Below are 23,499 nucleotides of genomic sequence, written 5' to 3'. Positions count from 1 at the left end.
CCGTCCCAGCGCACTGGGCGGGCGGTCCGGGTGCGGGACGGACTCAGATATCGGGACCGATAATGGTCGGGCCGGGCGGGTAGGCAAGCGACGCCTGTGCCGGTCCGGTCAGTACCGCGAGGCCGAGGCCCAGCGCGAGGCCGGCGACCAGGGCCAGCCGGCGCAACGTGTTGCGGTGCTTCATCTCTGCTCCTCGAGTGTGGATGTGTCATCGACGCCATCCACTGTCGCGCAACGCCCACTTCCAGGTGAGCGTGCTATCACGACATTCGATCCGCGTACGTGTATGCGGTGTGCCTGTGGTGCCCGTACCACCCCGGGTCTGGTGGCAGCACGTGTCCACTGATCGCGGCCGGCGCTAGACGGCGGCGGTGGTCAGTGGCTCGCGGTCGCGACGGGGGAGGGCCGCCAGTGCCAGGCCGAGCAGCGCCGATGCGCACCCGATGAGGAACAGCAGGGAAAATGTCGGCTGGCCGAGCCACTCCCACATCGGGGGCCACGACGGGTCCGGCTCGTCCTGGTAGTGCCGCGCCATCCACTGGACCGAGAACAGCGTCGGCACCCACCAGAAGAACAGCGTGACGCCCAGCAGCATCTTCACCACGGCGCGGGCCGGGTGTCGTCCCTCGGTCCGGCGGCTGGCCCAGCCGAACAGCAGGAACGCGACCACCGCGCCGACAATGCCGCCGATGAGGCCGGACGGGTACACGGCGAACGGTGTCGCCCGTACGAAGCTGGCCGAGATGTGCGGCGATATCGGGACCTGCGGGGTGTACACCTGCATCGTGAACACTGTGTCCCCGCGCTGCGCCGCGATGGTGGTGTACTGCCCAGCCGGATCGCAGGGCGCGTCGCAGGTGTATATGTCGCGCGTCGTCAGCGCGTAGACGGTCCAGCCGTGCGCGCGCAGATTGTGCTGCACCAGCTCGACGGTCTCTTGTGGCGAAGGGGTCGGAGCGTCAACCCCGCCGCCGATCCCGGACCGGGCGTACTCGCCGCCGTCGCCGAAGAGCAGATCGCGCGCCGCGTTCCAGCTCAGCGGCTGCCCGTAGATGACGAACATGGCGGGCGCGTCCTGGATGCCGGTGAACTCCTGCCCGGGCAGGATCTCGGCGAGCATGGCCCGCGCCTCGGCGGTCCGCGGCAGCGGCCGGGCGGTCTCCCACGCGGCGCGGGTCGCGAACGCGGCGCTGAACACGCCGCTGATGACGGCAGTGAGCACGGCCCAGGCGACGACGGTGCGGCTGGCCGGCCGGCCGAGGCGGGCCCGCAGCCCGTGCCGGATCAGGTTGGCGGCTTCGCGCGCGGTCGGCCGGGTGCGTCCGGGTGGGGCGGCGTCGAGCAGGGCGCCGAGCAGTTCGTCGCCGCGCGAGCGGCGGTAGGCGCGCGGGTAGGCGAACAGCAGCCGGCGGTAGCGGCGGGCGAGCGGGCCGGTCATCACACGGTCCGCGGGCGGACGGCACGCAGCCGGGCTTCGGCCGCCGTGGTGAGCTGGCGCAGCCGGGCGGTCTCCGCGGTGAGCGCGGCGAGCCCTTCGGCGGTGAGCCGGTAGTACCGCCGCACCCGCCCGTCGACCTCTTCCTCGTGGTCGGGCTCGATGAGCCCTTCGGCGGTGAGCCGGTCCAGCGCCGTGTAGAGCGTGCCGGTCAGCAGGCTGACCCGGCCGTCGGACAGCGCACTGATCTCCTGCACGATGCCGTAGCCGTGGCGGGGGCTGTCGGCCAGCGCGGTGAGGATGAGGAACGTTGGTTCCCGCATGGTCTTCACAGTGCGACACCATACGTAAATGATCAATCTATCGTCAAGGATTCGAGGCGTGCCGTACGAGGACTCCTCGTACGGCACGCCGGTCGGCTGCGCTACTTGGCCAGCGATGCGAAGAATTCGCGGATATCACCGATGAGCAGGTCGGGGGCCTCGAGCGCGGGGAAGTGCCCACCGCGGTAGAACTCGGACCAGTGGGTGATGTTGTGGGCGTTCTCGGCGAAGCGGCGGATGGCGTAGTCACCCGCGGCGAACACGGCGACCCCGGTGGGCACGGTCGCCGGCGGCTTCGGCGCCCACATACTCGCGTCGTGGAACCGCTCGTAGTAGGAGTTCGCGACGCTGCGTGCGGTGTCGGTGAACCAGTAGATGCTCACGGTGGCCAGCATCCGGTCACGGTCGACGGCGTCCTCGGGCAGCTCCTTGGCCTCGTCGGTCCACTCCTTGTACTTCTCGACGATCCAGGCCAGCTGGCCCGCCGGGGAGTCGGCGAGGGCGTGCGCCAGGGTCTGCGGCCTGGTGCCCTGCAGCTGCATGTAGGCGGACATGTCGTCCTGGAAGTGCTTCATCGCCTTGAGCCGCAGCTGCTCGGCCTCGGTCAGCGCGGCCATGTCGGCCGGGTTGCCGGTGGGGAAGGTGACCAGCGCGTTGGCGTGAACGCCGATGACGTGCTCGGCGTCGGCGCGGCCCAGCGCCGGACCGATGAAGGCGCCGACGTCGCCGCCCTGCACGCCGTAGCGGTCGTACCCCAGCCGGGCCATGAGGACCGCGAGCGCGGACGCGATCCGGGTGTCGGTCCAGCCGGCCTCGGCGATCGGGCCGGAGAAGCCGAACCCGGGCAGGGACGGGATGATCAGGTGGAAGGCGTTTTCGCCGGTGGTGAGCGGTTCGATCAGGTCGAGGAAGTCGACCACCGAGCCCGGCCAGCCGTGCAGCAGCAGCAGCGGGGTCGCGTCGGCGCGCTCGGAACGCACGTGAAGGAAGTGCACATTCTGGCCGTCGATGACGGTGGTGTACTGCGGGTACCGGTTCAGCTCAGCCTCGGCGGCGCGCCAGTCGAACGTGTCGGCCCAGTAGGTGGCCAGCTCCTTCAGGTAGCTCACCGGGACGCCGCGCTCCCACCCGGCTTCGGGCAGTTCGTCGGTCCAGCGAGTGCGGTGGAGCCGGTCCTTCAGCTCGTTCAGTTCGGCGTCGGTGATCTCGATGCGGAAGGGCCTGATCTCGTTCGTCATGCCAGTAATCCTGCTGGTAAAGAGGTTGGCAGCGGATCATGACATCTCGTTATCTTTGGCCGTGAGCATCTTCCGGCGCAGCACTACGTTCGTCGGCCGCGGCGCCGAACTGCACGCCCTGCAGGCCGCCTATCAGGACCCGGCCGTGCACACGGCGCTGATCTCCGGCGAGGCCGGCATCGGCAAGTCGCGGCTGGTCGGCGAGTTCACGTCGCGGCTGGGTTCGCAGGCGCAGGTGCTGACCGGCCGTTGCCTGCAGTTCGGCAACGACGGGCTGCCGTTCGCGCCGTTCCTGTCGCCGCTGCGCAGCCTGTCGGTCGCCGCGCCGGCCGACTTCGGCGAGGTCCTGATGGCCGTGGAGCGGTCCGCGCAGGACCGTGCGCTGGTGCTCGTCCTGGAAGATCTGCACTGGGCCGACCCGTCCAGCCTGCAGCTGCTCGCGTTCCTGGTGGCCAACCTCGACCACGACGGCATCCTGCTGGTCGGCACCTACCGGGCGCCCACCGGGCCGCTGCGGCAGGTGGTCGCCGAGTTGGCGCGGTTGCCGGCCGTCCGCCTCGTCACGCCCGCGCCGCTGAGCCGGCACGAAACCGGCCGGCAGCTCGCCGCGCTGCTGGCCGAGGAGCCGGAACCCACCCTGGTCACCCGGGTGTTCGAGCGCAGCCGGGGCAACCCGTTGTTCATCGAGGCGCTCAGCGACGCGCCGGAGGACAATCCCGCCGAGCTGCGCGAGCTGCTGCTGGCCGGGCTGCCGGAGCTGACCGCCGACGGCGATAACGTGCTGACCCTGGCCGCGGTCGCCGGAACGATCGTCGACCACGAGTTCCTGGCGGCCGTCGCCGACATGCCGGAGGCCTCGCTGCATCGGGCGCTTCGCGAGCTCGTGGATCGCCACGTGCTGCTGGCCTGCGACACCGGCTACGAGTTCCGCCACGCGCTGATCCGCCAGGCCGTGTACGAACGCCTGTTGCCGGTCGAGCGCACCCGGCTGCACGGGCACTTCGCCGCCGCGCTGGCGACGATGCCCGAGCGCGTCGCCCAGCTCGCGGCGCACGCGTATGCGGCCGGCGACCACAGCCGCGCCCTCCGAGCGGCCTGGGAGGCGGCCACCCAGGCGCAGCGCACCGGCGGCGAGCCGGTGCGGCTGCAGCTGCTGGAGCGGGTGCTGGAGCTGAGGGACAAGGTCGACGACACGCCCGAACTCGACCGGCTGACCGTCCTCGACCACCTGGTGGAGGCCAGCATCGCCACCAACGCGGTCGCCACCGGCCTGCGCTGGTCGGCCGAGGCGCTGGCGATCGCCCCGCACCCGCGGCGATACTTCCACCCGGGCGGTACTCAAGGGCATGGGCCGCACCGGCGGTCAGGAAGATTTCCACCAGGCGCTGGACCTGCTGCCTGAGGCGTCCGCGCTGCGGGGCGACGTGCTGGCCGGGCTGGCCCTCGGCTGCGTCTTCACCGGCGACATCGGGCAGGGCGAGAAGTACGCCCGGGCCGCGCTCGACGTGGCCGAGCAGGTCGCCAACCCGTCGCTGCTCGCCCGCGCCCACGCGTACCTGGGCCTCGCCACCGATGCCGACCCGCAGACGGCCGCCCAACACTTCGCCGCCGCCCGCGCCCTCGCCGACCCGCAGACGACGATCGACATCGCCACCTGGGAATCGGCGCTGCACGTCAGCGTGGGCGCCTACACCACCGCCATCGAGGTCATCCAGGTCGGTCTGCGGACGGCGCACGAGACATTCCAGTACGCCAAACACGCACCGATCCTCGTCGTCAAATGGGTCCAGGCCCTGACCGCACTCGGACGCTGGCCCGAGGCGCTCGACCTCATCGACGAGACACTCGGGGAAGCCGAGCTGCCGCAGCTCAGCCACGCCGCACTCCTCATCAGCCTCGGCGAGATCCACCTCGCGCAGGGCAACCGGGCCGCCGCGGCCGAGGCCGCCGACCGGGTGCGGCAACTCCTCGGTGCCGAGCCGTGGGTACGGCGGTACCGGATCCGGCTGCGCACGCTCGAAATCCGGCTCGCCCCCGACCGGGCGCGTGAGATCTACGCCGCGACGGCCGCCGACCTCGCCGCGTACCCGCACGAGGCCTGGGCCCTGATCGCCGCGGCCGCCACGCCGGCCGGCCTGACCGAGCTGCCCGACATCCCGGTGATCGGCCCGGTGGATGAGGCGTACCGCGCCATGGCACGCGGCGACCGCGAGACCGCAGCGCGCGGCTGGCGCGCCCTCGGGCAGCCGTACGAGCTGTCGCTGTGTGAGGGGAAGACCCCTCAGCCGCAGCCGCGTACCTCACCCATGCTCGGGCTGACCGCGCGCGAGTGGCAGGTGCTGCGACTGGTCGCCGAAGGCAAGAGCAACCGGCAGATCGCCGCCGACCTGTTCATCAGCAGCAACACCGCCGGCGTACACGTATCCCGGATCCTCACCAAACTCGGCGCGGCCACCCGCACGGAGGCGGCCCGCATACTGTTCGACGCGTCAGCCGCATCCGGTGATCGGGACGAGCCGGCCGGCCACCATCCATAGAGGACGGTGGCCGGGCGGCCGAAACTCGTTGGGTGGTCAGGACTTGTCCTGGATCTCCCAGACGTGGTCGAGGACATGCCAGGCGAACCGGCGGGCGGCATAGGCCGGCGGCCAGCCGTCGGCGGTGAGCGGCAGACCATCGGCCGGCGTGCCCAGGACGTCGAGCACGGCCGTACGCAGGGCGGCCAGCGCGGTTCGATCGTTCGGCTCGAACGGCCGGTGCCTGATCCCGATCTTGCGGGCGTAGGTGCGTTCGCTGTCCACCACGTGGGCGACGATCTCATCGCGGTCGCGGCCACCACCCCGGGGACCTTTACGCAGCGTCTGCGGTGCGGACGCGGCCAGCTCATCGAGAACCTGCCACGCGGCCGGCAGGACCGCGGCGATGCGTTGCGCCGCCGCGGCGCTGTAGGGCCGGCTGTCATCGGCGACGGGTACGCCGGGCGCGCCCCAGTCGGTGGTGTTGACGCCGGTCACCGTCTCGACGATCTCGATCGGGCCGGGTTCGAAGGACAACCCGGCACTGGCGGCGATGATGCGGTACCGGTCGGCGTACGCGGTCAGCGCCTCCACGGCGCGGTCCTCGGTGGTGCCGATGCGCGCCCAGCCGGGCCAGTCCAGCGCGCAAGCGACGATCTTCGTTCGGCCCTTTTCCAGGTAGACGCGGGTCATCTCGGTTACTCCTCGACGCGGAACGGCGGTGGGGGGCTGACTAGAACGCGGCGGCGTGGTCGAGGACCCAGTCGTGGTAGCTGCGCGCGGGGCGACCGGTGACCTTCTCGACGTCGACGGTGGTGGGTGCGGTACGGCCGACGGAGCCCGCCCAGGTGGCGAAGATGTCGTCCAGGATCGGGCCCGGCACGTGGGCGCTCATCGCCTCGCGCACGACCTCGGCAGGAAGTTCGACGTAGCGGATCGCCCGGCCGAGCGCCCGGCCGAGGATGGCGGCCTGGTCGGCATGGGTCAGCGACGCCGGCCCGGTCAGCCGGTAGACCTGACCGGCATGCCCGTCCTCGGTGAGGGCGGCCGCGGCGACCGCGGCGAGGTCGGCCTCGTGCACCGGGGCGGAGGCCGCCCCGGCGTAAGCGCCGCGGATCACGTCACCGGACCTGGTCTGCCCAGCCCACATCAGGGTGTTGGTGGCGAACACGTCCGGGCGCAGCACCGTCCACGCCAGGCCGGAGCCGCGCAGGGCCTGCTCGATCTCGGCGTGGTAGGTGGCGATCGGACCGTTCTGCACATCCGCGTCGTCGTCGACCGCGCCGGAGGACATCAGCACAACCCGGCGCACGCCGGCCCGCTGGGCGGCGGCGACGAACGCCGGCCCGGTGCCGGGCGCGGCGAACAGGAACACCGACGTCACGCCGGTCAGGGCGGCGTCCAGCGAGGCCGGGTCGGCCAGGTCGCCGGCGACTGCATCGACCTCGGTCGGCCACGCCGCCCGCTGCGGGTCGCGGCTGAGCGCCCGCACCCGGTGCCCGTCGGCGACCAGCAGATTGAGCAGGTGACGGCCGACGTTTCCGGTGGCTCCGGTGACCAGGAGCATGACGTTCTCCTTCGGTTGCAAGGGGTTCCGGGTGGCCCCGGTACGAGTCACTGTAGGGGCCATTGAGGACAGGTTCGGTCCTCAATGACGAAGTCGTCCGGTGAGGGCTATGCAGCGGAACAGGCGCTGGCGTGACGCCTGCGTGGTCGCTATGGTTACGTAGTCATGACTACGATTTCATAGAGGTGAACGGTGACCGCTCTGAAGCAGGCGCAGCGTTCGGGTCGGCCGGAACAGCAGTCCGTCGCCGAGGTCGTCGCGGGCATCATCGACGATGTTCGGCGGCGCGGCGACGAGGCGGTGCGGGCCTGTTCGGAGAAGTTCGACAGCTGGAGCCCGCCGAGCTTCCGGCTCAGCGGCGATGAGGTCGAGCGAATCGTGGCGCGGGTCCCGGAGACCGTGATCGACGACATCCGCTTCGTCCAGAAGCAGGTGCGCGGGTTCGCGGAACGTCAGCGGGAGTCGATGACCGACATCGAGGTGGAGACGCTGCCCGGCGTTCGGCTGGGGCACCGGCACATCCCGGTCGCCGCGGCCGGGGCGTACGTGCCCGGCGGGCGGTACCCGCTGGTGGCCTCCGCGCACATGACCGTGGTGACCGCGAAGGTCGCCGGCGTGTCCCGGGTGGCGGCATGCAGCCCGCCGATCCGCGGCGTGGTCCCGGACGCCACCGTTGCCGCCCTGCACCTTGCCGGCGCCGACGAGATCTACCTTCTCGGCGGCGTGCAGGCCATTGCCGCGCTCGCGCTCGGAACCGAGTCGATCCCTCGGGTGGACATGCTTGCCGGGCCGGGCAACGCCTACGTGGCGGAGGCGAAGCGCCAGCTGTTCGGCGAGGTGGGCATCGACCTGTTCGCCGGGCCGACGGAGATCCTGGTGCTCGCCGACGAGACGGCGGATCCGTTCGTGGTCGCGGTGGACCTGCTGAGCCAGGCGGAGCACGGTCCCGATTCCCCGGCGGTGCTGATCACGACGTCGCGGCCGCTGGCCGAGCAGGTTCTGCGGCACATCGACGAGATCCTGCCCGGCATGCCGACGCGGGACATGGCCGAGCCCGCCTGGCGCGACCACGGGCAGGTGCACGTCGTGTCCAGCGCGGACGAGATGTTCGCGTTGGCGGACGAGTTCGCGAGCGAGCACGTGGAGGTGCTCACCGCGACGCCCCGGGACGCGCTGGACCGGATGCGCAACTACGGCGCGCTGTTCCTGGGCGAAGGCACCTGCGTCTCGTACGGGGACAAGGTGATCGGGACGAACCACGTGCTGCCGACCCGGGGCGCGGCCAGGTACACCGGCGGACTGTGGGTCGGCAAATACCTCAAGACGGTGACCTACCAGGAGGTGCTCGACAAGCGGGCGAGCGCCGAACTGGGCCGGATCTGTGGCCGGGCCAGCCGGGTGGAGCTGTTCGAGGGCCACGCCCGATCCGGTGACGTGCGGGCGGCGAAGTACGCCGGCGACCGGCTGAGCTGGACGGCGCACGACCTGTCCACGGCCGCCACGTCGTGACCCGCGAGCAGTCGCGCGTGCCCGGCGCGGGGGCGGCATTGGACTTCCGGCTGGACGGTTGCCGGGCATTGGTGACCGGGGCCGCCGGTGGCCTCGGCCGATCCATCGCCGACGGCGTTCCTCGCGCGGATCCCGTTGGGACGCTTCGGTGAGCCGGTCGACGTGGCCGCGGCGGTAGCGTTCCTCGTGGGGCCGATGGCCGGCCTGATCACCGGTCATACCCTGGTGGTCGATGGCGGGTGGACGGCCTGGTAGCCGCGGGAGCAGGAGGTTCGATGGTCACCAGCAGGGACGTGGCACAGGTGGCGGGTGTTTCGCAGGCGACGGTCTCGCGGGTGCTGCGCGACGCCGGTCCCGTCAAGGCCGAGACACGCACCCGGGTGCTGGAGGCCGCGGCGCAGATCGGGTACCAGCCCAACGCGTTGGCGCGGGCGATGCGGACCCGGCGCAGCGGCACGGTCGGCGTGGTGGTCTCGGACCTGACCAACCCGTTCTACCCGGGGCTGATCGAGGAGCTGAGCGCGGCGCTGGGCAGTGCCGGATGCCGGATGGCGCTGTGGACGTCCGGGGGGCCGGGGCAGGACGCGGCGCTGGAGGCGATCCGGCAGGGTGTGCTGGACGGTGTGCTGTTCACCGGGGCGACGGCGAAGTCGGCGGCGCTGCGGGAGGCGATGCGGGCCGGTGCCCCGGCCGTCACCCTCAACCGGGCCATGCCGGGCTGGCAGTGCGACCAGGTGGTGAGCGACAACCGGGTCGGCGGCCAGCGGATCGCGCGGTACTTTGCCGCCGCGGGACATCGGCGGGTTGGCTACATCGGCGGTCCAGCGGCGCCGAGCACGTCCGCGGACCGGGAGAAAGGCTTCCTCAGCGGCCTGGCGGCCACGGGACTGTCGCTGCCCGACGAATATCGCCGCGGCGGCGACTTCACCTACCTGCGCGGGCGGGAAGCCATGCGTGAACTGCTGTCCCTGACTCAGCCGCCCACGGCGGTGTTCTGCGTCAACGACCTGACCGCCCTCGGCGCGCTGGACGGCGCCCGGTCGCTCGGTCGAAAGGTACCCGACGACGTGTGGGTCGTCGGGTACGACGACATCGCGATGGCGTCGTGGGACGCCTTCGATCTGACCACGGTTCGGCAGCCGACCGGGGAGATGGCCCGCATCGCGGTGCAGCTGCTGCTGTCGCGGGTGGCCGAGCCGGCCACCGCGCCGCGCAGGGTCACGATGCCGGCCGAGCTCATCGTGCGCGGCTCCACCGCACATCACGGTGGCGATGAAGCCCAATCGGCGGGCAAGCCACCGGCCACCCGGGCCAGGCGCCCGAATGCCCCTACCCGCGAGCCACGGCTCGCCCGATCCCGATGAGGAACCCTTGAACACAGCATCGTCGCTTCTGCCCACGCTCGTCATCGACGGACCGCCGCCGGTCGGTGGGCCGCGCCCGGGCATCCTGCCACTACGGCAGGACGCCGGCCTGGTGACGGTCTCCGGCCAGACCGCGGTCGGCTCCGACGGGTCGCTGCGCCACACCGGGGCGGTGGGCGACGGCGCACTGAGCCTGGCGCAGGCCCGGGACTGCGCGTGGCAGTGCGCGCTCAACGTGCTCGCCGTGCTGGAGCGGGAGCTGGGCGGCCTGGACCGGATCGAGCAGGTCGACCGCATCACGGTCTACGTCGCGAGCGTCCCCGGGTTCACCGAACAGCATCTGGTCGCGGACGCGGCGACCGAGGCCTTCCTGCGCGTGCTGGGGGAGCGGGGCGCGCACGCCCGGACGGCGCTGGGTGTCGCGGCGCTGCCCACCGGCAGCCCCACCGAGGTGGACGCGATCGTCCGGGTCCGACCGGCGTAGCGGATGGACGGATTCGAGCGGGCCGCGATCGTCGGCGCGGGCACGATGGGGCGCGGCATCGCCCGGCTGCTGGCCGGGCAGGGCGTTGCGGTGTCGTTGTGCGACCGCGACGAAGCGCTGGCCGAGGCGGGCCGGGCCACCCTGGCCGAGGATGTGCGGTCAGCGGTTCGCCGAGGCGAGCTGCCCGCGGACGAGGCGGCGCGGATGCTCGCGCGGGTGCGGTCCGCGGCCGATCTGGCGGCCGCGGTCGACGGCGCCGAGCTGGTGGTCGAGGCGATCCCCGAGGTACTCGAGGCCAAGCGTGAGGTGTGGCAGCGGCTGGCCGGGTGCGCCGGCGGCGAGGCGGTGTTGACGACCAAGACCGGCGCGGGCGTGTACCAGTGGCCGGCCGAGGCGGCCCGCGCCGCGCTGTCGCAGCGGGACGAGCGGCTGCGCTCGCGGGAGGCCGCCGACTAGGGGTTGGACCCGGCGGGCCGACCGACCGGCCGGCCCGCCGGACGCCCGCTACGGCAGGGTCAGGCCCAGGGCGCCCAGAGCATCGGCGTGGATGATCCGGTCGATGACCTCGGTGGAGATGCGCGGCAGCGCGGTGCCGGCGAGGATGTCGTTGACCCGGCGCAGCCCGGCGATCGCTTCGTCGGTGTTGGCGATCGGGTAGTCGGATCCCAGGAGCAGCTTGCCGGCCGCGCCCCACTCGGTGGCGTACAGCAGCGACTCGTAGCAGACCCACGGCCGCAGGTAGATCGAGGACACGTCGGCGTACACGTGAGGATGCTTGCGGATCGTGGCCACGGTCTCGCGGCCCCACGGGTGGCCCATGTGCGCCATGACGATGCGCAGTTCGGGGAAGCGCAGCGCCACCTCGTCGGTGACCAGCGGGTAGGTGTACCGGAGCGGGGCCTGGCGGATCGGCGACGCGCCCTGGTGGAACAGGATGGGCAGGCCGGTGCGCTCGGCGTGGGCATACAGCGCGAGGGCCTCGTCGCACAACGGGTCGAAGTTCTGGTAGTTGGGGCCGAGCTTGATGCCCACCAGGCCCCGTTCCCGCCACTTGTCGACCTCGTCGAGGACCCCGGGCCACAGCGGGTTGACCGACATGAAGCCGATCCGCTTGTGCGGCGCGTCCGCGCAGAACGCGGCCGTCGCTTCGTTGGTGTCCTCGGGGCGGTACTTCATGCCGGTCGCACTCAACGGGTCGTCGACCGCGATGTTGAACACGATCGAGACGTCACAGCCGGCCATCGCGCGGTCGTAGTCGTCCCAGGAGTTCGTGGTCACCACCGTGCGGTCCGTGCGCCAGCCGTCGTAGCTGAGCACCTCCTCGGCGGGCACCGCGTGGCGATGGGTGGGGGTGTGCGCGTGGACGTCGACAATCACGCTGCGGTCCTCAATTCTTCACGGCGGTGACCTCTGCGGCCGCGACGGCGATGATGCGCTCGGACAGCCGCGCCACGCATCGGGCGAACCACCGTGCGCCGGCCTCGGCGCTGGCGCCGAACGGGTCGTCGGTGTATCCGTCGAGGTGCCGCCAGATCTCGTTGTCGTGCATCATCACGTCGGGGACGTCGGCCACCGTTGGCGGTGACGGGCGGTGTGGGGCGGCGCTGACCGGCGCCGGGCGCAGGTGCGCGATCATCGATGTCTCGAAGGCGCCGGCGTGTCCCGGAATCGGAGGGCTGGGCTGCGGGTCGTCGCTCATCCGGTCGTCGTCGTCCGGCCCGGTGAGCAGCTGCCAGTAGTCCAGGTGACCGACCGACAACCCATGCCGGCTGGCCGCCGCGGCGCCCGCGGCGTGACACGCGCCCCGGTTGCCGCCGTGACCGTTGACGATGAGCAACCGCCGGCCGCCGGCCGCGGCCACCGACCGGGCCAGGTCGATCAGCACCTGGGTGAGCGTCTCGACGGTCAGCGACAGTGTGGCGCCGAAGGGGAAGTGGTGGTCCGATGCGCCGAACCGCAGCGTGGGCGCGAGCACCAGATCCCGCGGCGCGTCCGGCGCGGCCTGCCGCACGGCCGCCTCGACGATCGCCTCCACGATGAACGCGTCGGTGCCGGTCGGCAGGTGCGGGCCGTGTTGTTCGACGGCGCCGACGGGCAGCACCACCAGTGCCGAAGGCAGGTGTTGCCGCAGGGTTTCCCGGTCGCAGTCGGTCCAGTGCAATCGCGCCACGTTCAACACCCAACCTGCGGTCCAACCGCGGCGGCGATGAGCCACCACGGTGCCTCGAACCGATCTCGGCCTCCCGACCATAGGCGCGATTCTCGGTGCCACGCAAGGGTTCCCGGCTGTTGACGTCGACTTGTGACTACGTAGTCTTACAGTGAGGGAGAGGGGGTCCGCCGTGGTAGCCGGAGCACCGGAAGTGGTGACCTGTGGCGAGGCGATGATGCTGCTGCTGGCCGAGCCGGGCGTACCGCTCGCGCGGTCGTGGCAGTTCCGCCGTTCGGTCGCCGGCGCGGAGAGCAACGTGGCGATCGGTCTGGCCCGCCTCGGGCACCGGGTCCGCTTCATCGGGGCGGTCGGCGACGATCCGGCCGGCGACGTTGTGCTGCAGGTGCTGCGCGGTGAGGGTGTGGACGTCGACGCGGTACGGGTCGATCCGGATGCGCCGACCGGTCTGCTGCTGCGCGACTGCCACGCCGAGCGGGGGATCGACGTGCAGTACTACCGCGCCGGCTCCGCCGCGTCGCTGATGTCGCCGGACCGGGTGGCGGTGCCGGCCGGAACGCGCGTCGTTCACGTCACCGGAATCACCGCCATGCTCTCCGATTCGGCGCATGCCACCACGCTGCGGCTCATCGAGGCGGCGCGTGCGGCCGGCACCGTCGTGTCCTTCGATCCCAACGTGCGAAACAAGCTCGGCGACCGCGACCGGTGGCGCGCGGTCGTGGCTCCGTTGCTGGCGCGGGCGGATCTGGTCGTGGCCGGCTCGGAGGAGTTGGAAATGCTGACCGGCGAAGCCGGCGAACGGTCGGTGAACCGGTTGCGGGCGGCCGGGGTGAAGACCGTCGTCGTGAAGCACCCGGACAAGTCGGCGGTGCTGACCACCGAGGGCGGCAGCTGGACACAGCCGGCCTTCGCGGTGCGGGTCACGGATCCGGTCGGTGCCGGCGACGCGTTCGCCGCCGGCCTGCTCTCCGCGATCCTGCGCGGCCTGCCGCCCCAGCGGACCCTCGCGGAGGCCGCCGCGGTGGCGGCGCTGGTCGTCGCGTCCGCCTCCGACATCGATGGCCTGCCGACCGCCGCCGAGCGGTCGCGGGCGCTGTCCCGCTTCACCGACAACACCGAGTCCGTCAACCGTTGACCGCACATGAGCGTCAGGAGAACCGATGTACCGCTGGGATGTCATGCAGACCCTCGCCGCGCAGCGGGTGCTCGGCATCATTCGCGCTGACGGAGCCGATGCCGCGGTGCGGGCCGGCGAGACGCTGATCGACGCCGGCCTGCGCGTCGTCGAGGTGTCGCTGACCACGCCCGGCGCGTTGCACGCGATCGAGCGGCTGGCCGCGCGGCACACGGGCTGCGTGGTGGGCGCGGGTACCGTCCTGGACGAGGCCGCGGCGCGGGCCGCGATCGCCGCAGGCGCGCGGTTGGTCGTGTCGCCCAACCTGCACCGCGCAGTGGTGCGCACCGCGCACCGGTACGGCGTGGCCGTGATTCCCGGGGCGGCGACGCCGACGGAGTGGACCCAGGCGCTGGAATGGGGAGCGGACGCCGTCAAGCTGTTCCCCGCCTCGGCCCATTCCCCGGCGGTCCTGCGTGACGTCCTGGCCGCGCTCCCGCAGGTGCCGGTGGTGCCCACGGGCGGGGTCAGCCTCGAGGAGGCACCGCAGTGGATCGCGGCCGGGGCCTTGGCCTGTGGCATCGGATCGGCCCTGTCCGCGCACGGCGGCGAGGCCGTCAGTCGGCTGCTGGCGCGGCTGGCTGAGGCACGCTGACCGGGGTCCTGCCGCGGCGCGCGGCACGGGTCGCGGTGCCCGGGTCGGCGGCGGTCGCCGGCTGCGCGTCGGGCGCGACCGCCGCGGGCGAACCGTTGCCCCAGTCGCGGGGCACGGTCCCGCCGAAGGCGGCGGTCAGCAGGGCCGCGGCGCCCCGCACCGCGCTGACGATGTCCGGCAGGCGGTCCTCGGTCATCCGGGCCGGGACACTCGTCACGCTCAGTGCGAAGTAGGGCTGTGCGCCGGCGGCGAAGATGGGCGTGGCCACGCACTTGATCCCCAGCGTGCCCTCTTCCTCGTCCAGCGCGTACCCGCGGGACCGCACCGTGGCCAGGTCCTGGCGCAGCGCGCTGCGGGTGGCCAGCGAGTTGATCGTCTGCGTGCGCAGGCGCTCGTCGGGGAAGAGCTCCTCGAACTCCTCGCTCGCCAGGGTGGCCAGCAGTGCCTTCCCGAGGCCCGCGCAGTGGGCGGCCTCGCGGGTGCCGACTCGCGCCGCGACGCTGAACCCGGACGCCGGCAGCGCGCGCGCCACGTGCACGACCTCGGCGCCGGCCAGCACGCCGACGTGCACGGTCTCGCCGATCGCCCGGGCCAGCTCGGAGATCACGGGCCGCAGCCGAGCCTCGGTGTCGTACTTGTCGCCGATGAGCACGGCCAGACCGAGCGCGGAGACGCCGAGCTCGAACTCCGTGGTGTCGCCGGGAGAGCTACGGCGGACCCAGCCGCCCCGTTCGAGTGCGTCGCACAATCGGTAGGTGGTTGTCCTGTTGAGGCCCGCCGCCTGAGCCAGCTGCCCGGCGGTCATGCCGCCCTCCGAGCCCGCCAGCTCACGCAGGATGACGAGCCCCTTCTCCAGGCTGCTCAGATCGCCGCCACCTGCCACCAGTGAAACCCCGCTCCGCGCTCGACCAAGGCTGTCCGCTCACCGTACACGGGGTCCTGCTTGGTGAACAGTCGGCCCCAGGGAGCCGTTCCGGTGGTCGCGGGTCGTCCGACCGGTCCGAAGTGAACACCGCGTTCGGCGCACGGGCGATTCCCCGTACCGGCCATCGGTCGAGGTACCTGGGCTGATCCGTGAGCGCCGATGCGCAGTCCGATCCGTCCAGGCTGCGGACAAATGCCCGCTGTGGGAGTGCGTCTTTCGCCTGTGGGGGCTCTTGTGTTCCTCCAACGGTGCTCCTAGCCTGTTCGCTACGCAGTCACAGTGTTCGTATTGCTAACACGATGGCTGACGGTGTAGCGCGGCGCAGCGCGGGCGATCATCCGTCAGCAGAAGGAGCCAGGACGACGCCATGACGATCACAGGGGTCCTGCCCGTGATTCCGACACCGTTCGACCGGGGCCGGTTCGACGCGATCAGCTTCCGCCGCCTGCTGGACCACACGCTCGCATCGGTGGACGGCTACACCTTGCTGGGCAGTACGGGCGAGGCGCCGTCGATGTCGACGCGAGAGCGGATGGACATCACCGAGACGGCGCTCGCCATGGTCCCGGACGACAAGACCGTCGTGGTCGGCGTGACCCACACTTCGCTGCACGAGAGCGTGCGGCTGGCCCAGCACGCCGCGCAGCACGGCGCCGCCGGCGTCCTGTGCGCGTCGCCCTACTACTTCCCGAACACCCGTGACGGCCTGCGTGGCTACCTCGCCGAGCTGTCCGCGTCCGTGGACATCGAGGTGGTGTTCTACGACAACCCCACGCCCACCGCGACCGCAGTCACCATCGAGCAGGTCCTCGAGTACGCCGCGGGGATCCCCCGGCTCAACACGGTCAAGCTGACCGATCACGGGCTGGCCAAGGTGCAGGCCTGGCAACAGGCCGGGCTGACGGTGCTCGGCGGCGACGACCCGATCCTGTTCCGATACCTCGCCGCCGGCGTGGACGGTGTCATGGTCATCGCCCCGGCCATCTTTCCCGACACCTTCCGGGAGACCTGGCAACTGGCCCGGGCCGGGCAGCTGGCCGAGGCGTTCGCCATCTTCTCCGCCGAGATCCTGCCGTTCTTGCACGTCTTCGGGATCGGCGACGAGATCGCCACGAGCAAGGCGGTGCTGCACGAGATCGGCGTGTTCGCCTCCGACGAGGTACGGCTGCCGCTCGTCGGGGTGGATCAGCGGCGGCGCGAGTTGCTGTCCGAGGCCTACCGCCTGTGCCGCGAACGAACCGCCACGCGCACCGCGTCCGGCAGCGCCAGCACCGAACCGGCGGCCGCCAGATGAGCGGCCCGTCGAACGGCAGGCGCGCGATCGACGCGACCATCGTCGACGTCCAGACCGTGCGGGTCAGCCCGACGGTCAAGCCGGAGCTGGTGGTGGCCGGCGCCCGGGGTGTCCACGACCGGTCCGACTTCCTGCTGGTACGGGTCGTCACGTCGGCGGGGGTGACCGGCATCGGCGAGGTCAGCGCCACGCTGACCTGGAGCGGTGAGGACGGCGCCACGGGTGAGTACCTGATCCGCACCGTCCTGGCGGGTGCCGTCATCGGTCAGCCGATCGCGCCGGTGGCCGACCTGGAGCGGCGCATGGACCGTGCGCTGGCGGGTTCGCCGTTCACCAAGGCCGGCCTGTCCACCGCGCTGTGGGACGCCTACGCCCGCACCCTCGACGTCCCGCTCGCCGTCGCGCTCGGCGGCCCGTTGCACACCGAGATTCCGGTGAAGTGCTCGCTGAGCGGGGACGGAGACCGGCTGCGGGACACCCATCGGGCGGCCGCCGCCGCCGGGTTCGGATCCTTCAAGGTGAAGATCGGACTGGACCCGGTCGCCGACGCGGAGCGGGTGGCGTTGGCCCGGCAGCTGTGCGGACCGGATGCCTTCATCGGGCTGGACGCCAACGGCGGGTACCGGCGGGACGCGGCGCGCCGCGCGGTCGAACTGATCCGCCCGTCGGCCCCGGCCTTCCTCGAACAGCCGGTGGAACCAGGCGACCTCGCGGGCATGCGGCAGCTGCGCGACCTCGGGCTGCCGATCGTCGCCGACGAAAGCGTCTTCGGCACGGACGAGCTGGTCTCGGTGCTGCGCGCCGAGGCGGCCGATGTGGTCAGCCTCTACATCGGCAAGAGCGGTGGCCCTGGCCGGTTGGTGTCGATGGCCCGTCTCGCGGACGCGTTCGGCCTGACCGTCGTCATCGGCTCCAACGGAGAGCTTGGCGTCGGGGCCGCTGCCCAGTTGCAGGCCGGCGCCGCGGCGGCCGGGCTGTCCACCCACATCCCCTCCGACATCATCGGCGCGCACTACTACCAGGAAGACGTGCTCGCCGAGCCGTTGACCGCCGACGGCCGCACGGCCCGGCTCCCGGACGGGCCCGGCCTGGCCGTCTCGCTCCGCGAGGACATCGAGGCCCGCTTCGTCAGCGTGACCGACGAGCAGGGTCACCGGTTCGACGCCGTCCCGGCCGGCACCGGCACCGCACAGGCATTGCGCCGCACCGACAACCCCAACCCCTGAAGGCCGCGGCCCCGGCCGCGACCTGGCGCCACTGGAATGGAGAGAGCATGGTCCTTCGGAGAGCGCGACTGAGCGCCTGCCTGGCGCTCCTCGCGACAACGGCGACGGCGGTCGCCGCCTGTGGAAACTCGTCCAGCCCAACCTCCCAGGCGGGCGCGAGCCTGACCTTTACCCGCCTCGGCATCAACACCGCCGGCTTCGGGCCGAGCAACCAGAGCACCGGAAACGACGCGGTCGTCAACTCCCTGCTCTTCTCCAACCTGGTCAAGGTCGCGCCGGACGAGAAGAGCATCATCCCGGACCTCGCGCAGACCTGGGAACAGTCGCCGGACGCCAAGGAGTTCACCTTCCACCTGCGCCAGGGCGTCACCTGGTCCGACGGTCAGCCCTTCACCGCGGACGACGTGGTCTTCACCGTCACCCAGGCCGCCCAGCTCGGCTCCACCGCCTATGTCGGCTACCAGCCCACCCAGTGGCGCCAGGCGGTCGGCGCGACCGAGGCGAAGGGCACCAAGAACCCGGTATCCGGGGTGACCGCGCTCGACGACCACACCGTGAAGATGACGCTGGCCGCGCCGAACGCGGAGTTCATCCGCAACCTCACCGACGCCGTCTACTCGATCGTGCCGAAGCACCTGCTGCAGGACGCCACCGCCGAGAACGTGCGTACCGTCGAGTTCAGCAAGAGCAAGCCGGTCGGCACCGGCCCGTACGTGCTGGAGAAGGCGGTGCCCGACCAGTACCTGCAGTTCAAGGCGAACCCGAAGTACTTCGGCGGCGCCCCCAAGATCGCTACGCTGTTCTTCAAGCTGAACGTCAAGCCCGAGTCGGTGGCCGCTCAGCTGCAGTCCGGCGAGCTGGGCATGGTGCTCAACGCCGCGGCCAACGACGCGCCGGCCCTGTCGGCCGTCAAGGGACTGACCACCAAGTTCGTCGTCTCACCGGCGGCGCAGTTCCTGCAGTTCCGCACTGACCACCCGCAGGCCAAGGATGTCCGGTTGCGCCAGGGGATCTACTACGCGATCGACCGCCGCGCCATGCTCAAGAACCTGTTCGGCGGCAACGGCGAGGTCCGCTGGGTGCTGCCCGGCTTCGACCAGGACGACGCCGCGCTGGACCGCTACGACTACAACCCGGACAAGGCCAAGCAGCTTCTCGCGGCATCCGGAGTCGACCTCGGCCAGCCCTTCAAGATCTCCTACGCCCAGGGCGTCGACCCTGCCTGGGACCAGATGATGCCGGCCATCCAGAAGTACCTCAAGGACGTCGGGCTCAACGCGGTGCTGGAGCCGCTGGACTCCGCGGCCTGGTCGGCGGCGAACGCGTCCAAGGACGCCAAGTACCCGATGACCGTCAACGCCGGCGGCTCGATGGGCCTGTCGCCCGACCGCAGCTCCGGGTACTTCAACTGCAAGGCCCCGCTGAGCAGCTTCTACGCCAACTGCCAGATGGACGACCTGTACGCACAGGCACGCGGTACCACCGACGCGTCGACCCGCGCGGACCGCTACAAGCAGGTCGCCCAGATCCTCAACCGTGACGTGCCGATGGTGGCCCTGTGGCAGACCACCACCTACAACGCGTGGACCGGCAAGCTCGGCGGCTCCTTCCAGGTGTTCGCCAACGACCGGGACAGCGCGTTCAATGTCAACGGCTGGACACTGGCCGGCTAGACGCACCACCCCCAAGCAGGGCCCGCACCAACCAGGGAGAGACCGCATGTGGAACTACGCGCTGCGAAGACTGCTCATCGGCACGGTCGTGCTGTGGATGGTCTCCGTGATCGTCTACCTCGGTCTCTCCCTGGCGCCCGGCGACGAACTGACCGTCCGGCTCAGCCCCGAGGTCGTCGCCCAGCTGACGCCCGACCAGATCGCGGAGAAGCGCCACGCCCTCGGCCTGGACCGTCCACTGCCGCTGCGATACGTCACCTGGCTGAAGAGCACGCTGAGCGGCGACCTCGGAACCTCGTCCTCCGACGGGCTGCCGGTCGCCGAGGACATCCGGGCACACCTCGGGCCGACCGCGATGCTGGTCGGCGCCGCGCTCGTCGTCGGCACCGTCGTGGCGTTGGCGGCCGGCGTGGCGGCCGCCGTGCGCAGCGGCACGGCGGCCGACTACCTGCTCGGCTCGGTACCGATCCTGCTGGTGGGCATCCCCGGCTTCGTCCTCGCCCTGGCCGCCATCTACCTGTTCAGCGTGCAGTTCGGCCTGTTCCCCACCAACGGTATGCACACCCTGGGCGACGAGTCGTTCGGCGACCTGCTGCGCCACATGGCCCTTCCGGGCAGTGTGCTGGCCATCGGGGTGGCCGCGCCGCTGATCCGGTACACCCGGGCGAGCATGCTCGACGTGCTCAGCTCGGAGTACATCGTGACCGCCCGGGCCAAGGGCTTGCGGCCCAGCCGGGTGCTGTTGTCCCACGCGTTCCGCAACGCGCTGCTGCCCATCATCACCGTCATCGGCCTGACGCTGCCGGAGATGGTGGCCGGCGCGGTCATCGTGGAGCAGGTCTTCGGCTGGCCCGGCATGGGCCAGCTCGCCGTGCGGGCCGCGGGCAACCGGGACGTGTCGTTGATGATGGGCATCGTCGTCGTCATCGCCGTCTCGGTCGTGGTCACCAACCTCCTTGCCGATCTCGCCTACGTGCGGGCCGATCCGAGGGTGCGCCTTGTCTGACCTCGACCCCCCACCCCGCGCCGTGCCCGGCGACCCGGCCGAGTCCGCATCGGCAACCGCTGCGGATGCCGGACGGTATCCCGCACTGCGCCGCTTCGCCGCCCACCGCATGGCCGTGCTCGGCGTCGGCATCCTCGTCGCGGTGATCCTGCTGGCGCTGCTGGCGCCGCTGATCGCCACCCACGCACCGAATGACGTGGATCTCAGCGCGGTCAACCACAAGCCGGGCGACGGTCACCTGCTCGGGGCCGACAACGTGGGCCGCGACATCTGGGCCCGGCTGGTCTTCGGCGCCCGCACCTCGCTGATCGTCGGCTTCGGTGCCGTGGCCATCTCGCTGCTGATCGGCGTCAGCGTCGGCATGCTGGCCGGCTTCTACGGGCGGTGGATCGGCGCGCTGCTCATGCGCGTCACCGACGCGGTCATGAGCGTCCCGCCGCTGGTGATGGTCATCGTCTTCGTCGCCATCGCCGGACCGAGCCTCGTCTCGGTCACCGTGGTGATCGCGCTGACGACCTGGCCGGCGGCGGCCCGCCTGGTCCGCGGGCAGGTGCTGGCCCTGCGCGAACGCGAGTTCATCACCGCCGCCGAAGTCATCGGCGTGCCACGACGGGGCATCGTGCTGCGTCACCTGCTGCCCAACCTGCTCGGCCCGCTGTCCGTGGTCGGTACCTTCGGCGTCGCCAACGCCATCCTGGTCGAGGCCGGGCTGAGCTTTCTCGGCCTCGGCGTGCGGCCGCCGACCAGCAGCTGGGGTCAGATGGTCAACGCCGCGCAGTCGCCCGTCGTGCTCATGAACCGGCCGTGGATCTGGGTGCCGGCGAGCGTCGCGATCGTCCTGACCGTCCTTGCGGTGAACTTCGTCGGCGACGGCCTGCGCGACGCGATGGACCCGAAGGGGAGCCGATGAACACCCGGCTGCTGGAGGTCGAGGACCTGCAGGTCGAGTTCCGCACCCGGCAGGGCCGAGTACGGGCGGTGCGGGGCCTCAACTATCAGATCGATCAGGGTGAGTCGCTCGGCCTGGTGGGCGAGTCCGGCTCCGGCAAGAGCGTCAGCGCCCTGGCCATCCTGGGACTCCTGCCGCGCGCGGCGAGAATCACCGCCGGACGGATCCGCTTCCAGGGTCGCGACCTGGTCGGGCTGCCCGAACGGCAGCTGCGCGCGATCCGCGGCCGCTCACTGGCACTGATCTTCCAGGACCCGCTGTCGAGCCTGAACCCGGTGCTCACCATCGGCCGGCAGATCACCGAGCAGCTGCGGGCACACCGCATCGCCACCGGAAGGGCCGCCCGCGACCGGGCCGTCGAACTGCTCGAGCGGGTAGGCATCCCGGACGCCGCCCGGCGCATCGAGCAGTACCCGCACCAGCTCTCCGGCGGCATGCGCCAGCGGGCCATGGTGGCCATGGCGCTGTCCTGCGGGCCGTCCCTGCTCATCGCCGACGAGCCCACCACCGCGCTGGACGTGACTATCCAGGCGCAGGTGCTCGAACTGCTCGCCGAACTGCGGGCCACCACCGAGATGAGCATGCTGCTGATCACGCACGACCTCGGCGTGGTCGCCGGCAGCACCGACCGGCTGGCGGTCATGTACGCCGGTCGGATCGTCGAGGACGGCGCCACCGCCGAGGTCCTCGCCCGGCCGGAGCACCCATACACCGCCGGGCTGGTGGAATCGGTACCCCGGCTGGACGCCCCCCGCGACGGGGCGCTGCACACGATTCCCGGCGCTCCGCCGGATCTCGGGACCGAACTGCCCGGCTGCCCGTTCCGGCCGCGTTGCCCGCACCCGTCACCACGGGCGCAGTCGGAGGAGCCGGCCCTGAGCGAGCTGCATCCGGGCCACCGGGTCGCCTGCTGGAGCCCCCGACTCACGCCCCTGCAGGACACGACATCAGGTGGGAACCCATGACCGAGCAGCACGCTGACGAGGCCGCCGTCCTGGAAGTCCGCGACCTCGAGGTCCGCTTCCCGGTGCGCCGCGGTCTCCTGGGCCGCCCGGCCTCCTGGGTGTACGCGGTCAACGACGTTTCCCTCGACCTGTACCGCGGCGAGACCCTCGGGCTGGTGGGGGAGTCCGGCTCGGGCAAGTCGACCGTGGGCCGTGCCATCGTGCGGGTGAACCAGCCCAGCAAGGGTGCGATCCGGCTCGACGGTCAGGACCTGCTCGCCCTGCACGGCACGCGGCTACGGCCGTTCCGCCGGCGGGTGCAGATGGTCTTCCAGGACCCGTACGCCAGCCTCGATCCGCGCCAGTCGGTCGGCCAAGCCCTGGCCGAACCGCTGCGGGTACACGGCCTGGCGGCCGGCCGCCGCGCGGCCCGGGTGGCCGAGCTGCTGGAGCTGGTCGGCTTGGACCCGTCGTTCGCCGCCCGCTACCCGCACCAGTTCTCCGGCGGCCAGCGGCAGCGCATCGGCATCGCCCGGGCCCTGGCGGTGGAGCCCGACGTCATCGTCTGCGACGAGCCCGTCAGCGCCCTGGACGTGTCGATCCAGGCCCAGGTCGTCAACCTGCTGGCCGGCCTGCAGCGGCAGCTGGGCATCGCGTACCTGTTCATCGCCCACGATCTGGCGGTGGTACGGCACCTGGCCCACCGGGTGGCGGTGATGTATCTCGGCAGCATCGTCGAGACCGGCCCGTCCGAGGCCGTGTACGGCGACCCTCGGCACCCGTACACCACCGCGCTGCTGTCCGCGGTGCCCGTACCCGACGCCGTGGTCGAGAAGACCCGGCGCCGCACCATCCTGCGCGGTGACATCCCCAGCCCGGAGAACCCGCCGACCGGGTGCCTGTTCCACACCCGCTGCCCGCTGCGCGACATGCTCGGCTCGCCCGAGGTGTGCTCCACCAAGCGGCCTCCGTTGCAGGCGCTGACCCCTGGCCACCACCGCACCGCGCACCACGTCGCCTGCCACTTCGCCGACGATCCACGAGCGAGGCGGACCGCCGCCGACGTGGCCGGCTCACTGACCGCAGACCAGCCACGATAGGAGACAG

25 protein-coding genes are annotated in these 23,499 nt (G+C 71.6%); 16 read left to right on the top strand and 9 right to left on the bottom strand.

What is annotated here, in order from left to right:
• Positions 1-43: 43 nt before the first annotated feature.
• The 4 genes from ABD352_RS33065 to ABD352_RS33050 form a co-directional block, all read right to left on the bottom strand.
• Positions 44-184: a hypothetical protein gene (locus ABD352_RS33065; RefSeq protein ID WP_344616456.1), complete on the bottom strand. Its 141-nt coding sequence runs from the start codon at positions 182-184 to the stop codon at positions 44-46.
• A 174-nt stretch (positions 185-358) separates the two neighbouring features.
• Positions 359-1,438: a hypothetical protein gene (locus ABD352_RS33060; RefSeq protein WP_344616455.1), complete on the bottom strand. Its 1,080-nt coding sequence runs from the start codon at positions 1,436-1,438 to the stop codon at positions 359-361.
• Positions 1,438-1,758: a PadR family transcriptional regulator gene (locus ABD352_RS33055; RefSeq protein WP_344616454.1), complete on the bottom strand. Its 321-nt coding sequence runs from the start codon at positions 1,756-1,758 to the stop codon at positions 1,438-1,440. The genes ABD352_RS33060 and ABD352_RS33055 overlap by 1 nt, the downstream gene beginning before the upstream one ends.
• 101 nt (positions 1,759-1,859) lie before the next feature.
• Positions 1,860-2,996 carry an epoxide hydrolase family protein gene (locus ABD352_RS33050; RefSeq protein ID WP_344616453.1) on the bottom strand — a complete coding sequence of 379 codons (1,137 nt, stop codon included), beginning with the start codon at positions 2,994-2,996 and terminating at the stop codon, positions 1,860-1,862.
• A gap of 61 nt (positions 2,997-3,057) precedes the next feature.
• On the opposite strand from ABD352_RS33050, the gene ABD352_RS33045 reads away from it, so the two are divergent.
• Complete coding sequence (locus ABD352_RS33045) at positions 3,058-4,398, top strand: ATP-binding protein (protein WP_344616452.1); 1,341 nt, start codon at positions 3,058-3,060, stop codon at positions 4,396-4,398.
• Positions 4,343-5,533 (top strand): helix-turn-helix transcriptional regulator, encoded by a 1,191-nt coding sequence (locus ABD352_RS33040; protein WP_344616451.1) that lies wholly within the window; start codon positions 4,343-4,345, stop codon positions 5,531-5,533. The genes ABD352_RS33045 and ABD352_RS33040 overlap by 56 nt, the downstream gene beginning before the upstream one ends.
• Before the next feature lie 36 nt (positions 5,534-5,569).
• Here ABD352_RS33040 and ABD352_RS33035 read toward each other — a convergent pair whose 3' ends face one another.
• On the bottom strand, positions 5,570-6,205 hold the full coding sequence (locus ABD352_RS33035; RefSeq protein WP_344616450.1) for a hypothetical protein: 636 nt from the start codon (positions 6,203-6,205) through the stop codon (positions 5,570-5,572).
• A 40-nt stretch (positions 6,206-6,245) separates the two neighbouring features.
• A complete protein-coding gene (locus ABD352_RS33030) occupies positions 6,246-7,079 on the bottom strand; it encodes an NAD(P)H-binding protein (RefSeq protein WP_344616449.1) in 834 nt (277 codons plus the stop codon).
• A gap of 192 nt (positions 7,080-7,271) precedes the next feature.
• Between ABD352_RS33030 and hisD the strand changes: the two genes are divergently transcribed.
• From hisD to ABD352_RS33005, 5 genes are all read left to right on the top strand, one after another.
• On the top strand, positions 7,272-8,588 hold the full coding sequence (gene hisD / locus ABD352_RS33025; RefSeq protein WP_344616448.1) for a histidinol dehydrogenase: 1,317 nt from the start codon (positions 7,272-7,274) through the stop codon (positions 8,586-8,588).
• A gap of 87 nt (positions 8,589-8,675) precedes the next feature.
• On the top strand, positions 8,676-8,843 hold the full coding sequence (locus tag ABD352_RS33020; RefSeq protein ID WP_344616447.1) for an SDR family oxidoreductase: 168 nt from the start codon (positions 8,676-8,678) through the stop codon (positions 8,841-8,843).
• 20 nt (positions 8,844-8,863) lie between these two features.
• Positions 8,864-9,952: a LacI family DNA-binding transcriptional regulator gene (locus ABD352_RS33015; RefSeq protein ID WP_344616446.1), complete on the top strand. Its 1,089-nt coding sequence runs from the start codon at positions 8,864-8,866 to the stop codon at positions 9,950-9,952.
• Between the two features lie 7 nt (positions 9,953-9,959).
• Positions 9,960-10,436, top strand: coding sequence for a RidA family protein (locus tag ABD352_RS33010; RefSeq protein WP_344616445.1), 477 nt, complete (start codon positions 9,960-9,962; stop codon positions 10,434-10,436).
• 3 nt (positions 10,437-10,439) lie between these two features.
• Entirely contained in the window at positions 10,440-10,892 is a 453-nt protein-coding gene (locus tag ABD352_RS33005) for a 3-hydroxyacyl-CoA dehydrogenase NAD-binding domain-containing protein (RefSeq protein ID WP_344616444.1), read from the top strand.
• 48 nt (positions 10,893-10,940) lie between these two features.
• On the opposite strand, the gene ABD352_RS33000 is transcribed toward ABD352_RS33005, so the two are convergent.
• Together ABD352_RS33000 and ABD352_RS32995 are read right to left on the bottom strand one after the other, a co-directional pair.
• Positions 10,941-11,813 carry an amidohydrolase family protein gene (locus tag ABD352_RS33000; protein ID WP_344616443.1) on the bottom strand — a complete coding sequence of 291 codons (873 nt, stop codon included), beginning with the start codon at positions 11,811-11,813 and terminating at the stop codon, positions 10,941-10,943.
• A gap of 10 nt (positions 11,814-11,823) precedes the next feature.
• Complete coding sequence (locus ABD352_RS32995) at positions 11,824-12,606, bottom strand: creatininase family protein (protein ID WP_344616442.1); 783 nt, start codon at positions 12,604-12,606, stop codon at positions 11,824-11,826.
• Between the two features lie 172 nt (positions 12,607-12,778).
• Here ABD352_RS32995 and ABD352_RS32990 point away from each other — a divergent pair, with 172 nt between their 5' ends.
• Positions 12,779-13,741 (top strand): sugar kinase, encoded by a 963-nt coding sequence (locus ABD352_RS32990; RefSeq protein ID WP_344616441.1) that lies wholly within the window; start codon positions 12,779-12,781, stop codon positions 13,739-13,741.
• Between the two features lie 25 nt (positions 13,742-13,766).
• The gene (locus ABD352_RS32985; RefSeq protein ID WP_344616440.1) at positions 13,767-14,375 is read left to right on the top strand and encodes a bifunctional 4-hydroxy-2-oxoglutarate aldolase/2-dehydro-3-deoxy-phosphogluconate aldolase; all 609 of its coding nucleotides are present in this window, start codon (positions 13,767-13,769) and stop codon (positions 14,373-14,375) included.
• Here ABD352_RS32985 and ABD352_RS32980 read toward each other — a convergent pair.
• The gene (locus ABD352_RS32980) at positions 14,338-15,258 is read right to left on the bottom strand and encodes an IclR family transcriptional regulator (protein WP_344616439.1); all 921 of its coding nucleotides are present in this window, start codon (positions 15,256-15,258) and stop codon (positions 14,338-14,340) included. The two genes, ABD352_RS32985 and ABD352_RS32980, sit on opposite strands and share 38 nt — an antisense overlap.
• Before the next feature lie 409 nt (positions 15,259-15,667).
• Here ABD352_RS32980 and ABD352_RS32975 point away from each other — a divergent pair, with 409 nt between their 5' ends.
• The 7 genes from ABD352_RS32975 to ABD352_RS32945 are packed head-to-tail and all read left to right on the top strand — an operon-like array spanning position 15,668 to position 23,492.
• Positions 15,668-16,594 (top strand): dihydrodipicolinate synthase family protein, encoded by a 927-nt coding sequence (locus ABD352_RS32975; protein ID WP_344616438.1) that lies wholly within the window; start codon positions 15,668-15,670, stop codon positions 16,592-16,594.
• Positions 16,591-17,820 (top strand): mandelate racemase/muconate lactonizing enzyme family protein, encoded by a 1,230-nt coding sequence (locus tag ABD352_RS32970; RefSeq protein ID WP_344616437.1) that lies wholly within the window; start codon positions 16,591-16,593, stop codon positions 17,818-17,820. The genes ABD352_RS32975 and ABD352_RS32970 overlap by 4 nt, the downstream gene beginning before the upstream one ends.
• A 47-nt stretch (positions 17,821-17,867) precedes the next feature.
• Positions 17,868-19,493: an ABC transporter substrate-binding protein gene (locus tag ABD352_RS32965; protein WP_344616436.1), complete on the top strand. Its 1,626-nt coding sequence runs from the start codon at positions 17,868-17,870 to the stop codon at positions 19,491-19,493.
• Between the two features lie 46 nt (positions 19,494-19,539).
• On the top strand, positions 19,540-20,499 hold the full coding sequence (locus ABD352_RS32960) for an ABC transporter permease (RefSeq protein ID WP_344616435.1): 960 nt from the start codon (positions 19,540-19,542) through the stop codon (positions 20,497-20,499).
• Positions 20,492-21,409 (top strand): ABC transporter permease, encoded by a 918-nt coding sequence (locus tag ABD352_RS32955; RefSeq protein ID WP_344616434.1) that lies wholly within the window; start codon positions 20,492-20,494, stop codon positions 21,407-21,409. Before ABD352_RS32960 ends, ABD352_RS32955 begins: the two co-directional genes overlap by 8 nt.
• The gene (locus tag ABD352_RS32950) at positions 21,406-22,413 is read left to right on the top strand and encodes an ABC transporter ATP-binding protein (RefSeq protein WP_344616433.1); all 1,008 of its coding nucleotides are present in this window, start codon (positions 21,406-21,408) and stop codon (positions 22,411-22,413) included. Before ABD352_RS32955 ends, ABD352_RS32950 begins: the two co-directional genes overlap by 4 nt.
• The gene (locus tag ABD352_RS32945; RefSeq protein ID WP_344616432.1) at positions 22,410-23,492 is read left to right on the top strand and encodes an ABC transporter ATP-binding protein; all 1,083 of its coding nucleotides are present in this window, start codon (positions 22,410-22,412) and stop codon (positions 23,490-23,492) included. The genes ABD352_RS32950 and ABD352_RS32945 overlap by 4 nt, the downstream gene beginning before the upstream one ends.
• Positions 23,493-23,499: the final 7 nt, after the last annotated feature.

The sequence above is a fragment of the Dactylosporangium salmoneum genome (assembly GCF_039532525.1).
GTDB classification, from domain to species: Bacteria; Actinomycetota; Actinomycetes; order Mycobacteriales; family Micromonosporaceae; genus Dactylosporangium; species Dactylosporangium salmoneum.
The sequence above is the reverse complement of the archived record's forward strand: the minus strand, read 5'-3'. Positions and strand labels throughout refer to the sequence as shown.

Coding starts and splice junctions, on each gene's coding strand:
- ABD352_RS32945 (WP_344616432.1), top strand. CDS start 22,410: ATGACCGAGCAGCACGCTGACGAGGCCGCCGTCCTGGAAGTCCGCGAC.
- ABD352_RS32970 (WP_344616437.1), top strand. CDS start 16,591: ATGAGCGGCCCGTCGAACGGCAGGCGCGCGATCGACGCGACCATCGTC.
- ABD352_RS32950 (WP_344616433.1), top strand. CDS start 21,406: ATGAACACCCGGCTGCTGGAGGTCGAGGACCTGCAGGTCGAGTTCCGC.
- ABD352_RS33040 (WP_344616451.1), top strand. CDS start 4,343: ATGGGCCGCACCGGCGGTCAGGAAGATTTCCACCAGGCGCTGGACCTG.
- ABD352_RS32975 (WP_344616438.1), top strand. CDS start 15,668: ATGACGATCACAGGGGTCCTGCCCGTGATTCCGACACCGTTCGACCGG.
- ABD352_RS33050 (WP_344616453.1), bottom strand. CDS start 2,996: ATGACGAACGAGATCAGGCCCTTCCGCATCGAGATCACCGACGCCGAA.
- ABD352_RS33030 (WP_344616449.1), bottom strand. CDS start 7,079: ATGCTCCTGGTCACCGGAGCCACCGGAAACGTCGGCCGTCACCTGCTC.
- ABD352_RS33015 (WP_344616446.1), top strand. CDS start 8,864: ATGGTCACCAGCAGGGACGTGGCACAGGTGGCGGGTGTTTCGCAGGCG.
- ABD352_RS33005 (WP_344616444.1), top strand. CDS start 10,440: ATGGACGGATTCGAGCGGGCCGCGATCGTCGGCGCGGGCACGATGGGG.
- ABD352_RS33035 (WP_344616450.1), bottom strand. CDS start 6,205: ATGACCCGCGTCTACCTGGAAAAGGGCCGAACGAAGATCGTCGCTTGC.
- ABD352_RS32960 (WP_344616435.1), top strand. CDS start 19,540: ATGTGGAACTACGCGCTGCGAAGACTGCTCATCGGCACGGTCGTGCTG.
- ABD352_RS33060 (WP_344616455.1), bottom strand. CDS start 1,438: ATGACCGGCCCGCTCGCCCGCCGCTACCGCCGGCTGCTGTTCGCCTAC.
- ABD352_RS32985 (WP_344616440.1), top strand. CDS start 13,767: ATGTACCGCTGGGATGTCATGCAGACCCTCGCCGCGCAGCGGGTGCTC.
- ABD352_RS33055 (WP_344616454.1), bottom strand. CDS start 1,758: ATGCGGGAACCAACGTTCCTCATCCTCACCGCGCTGGCCGACAGCCCC.
- ABD352_RS32965 (WP_344616436.1), top strand. CDS start 17,868: ATGGTCCTTCGGAGAGCGCGACTGAGCGCCTGCCTGGCGCTCCTCGCG.
- ABD352_RS33065 (WP_344616456.1), bottom strand. CDS start 184: ATGAAGCACCGCAACACGTTGCGCCGGCTGGCCCTGGTCGCCGGCCTC.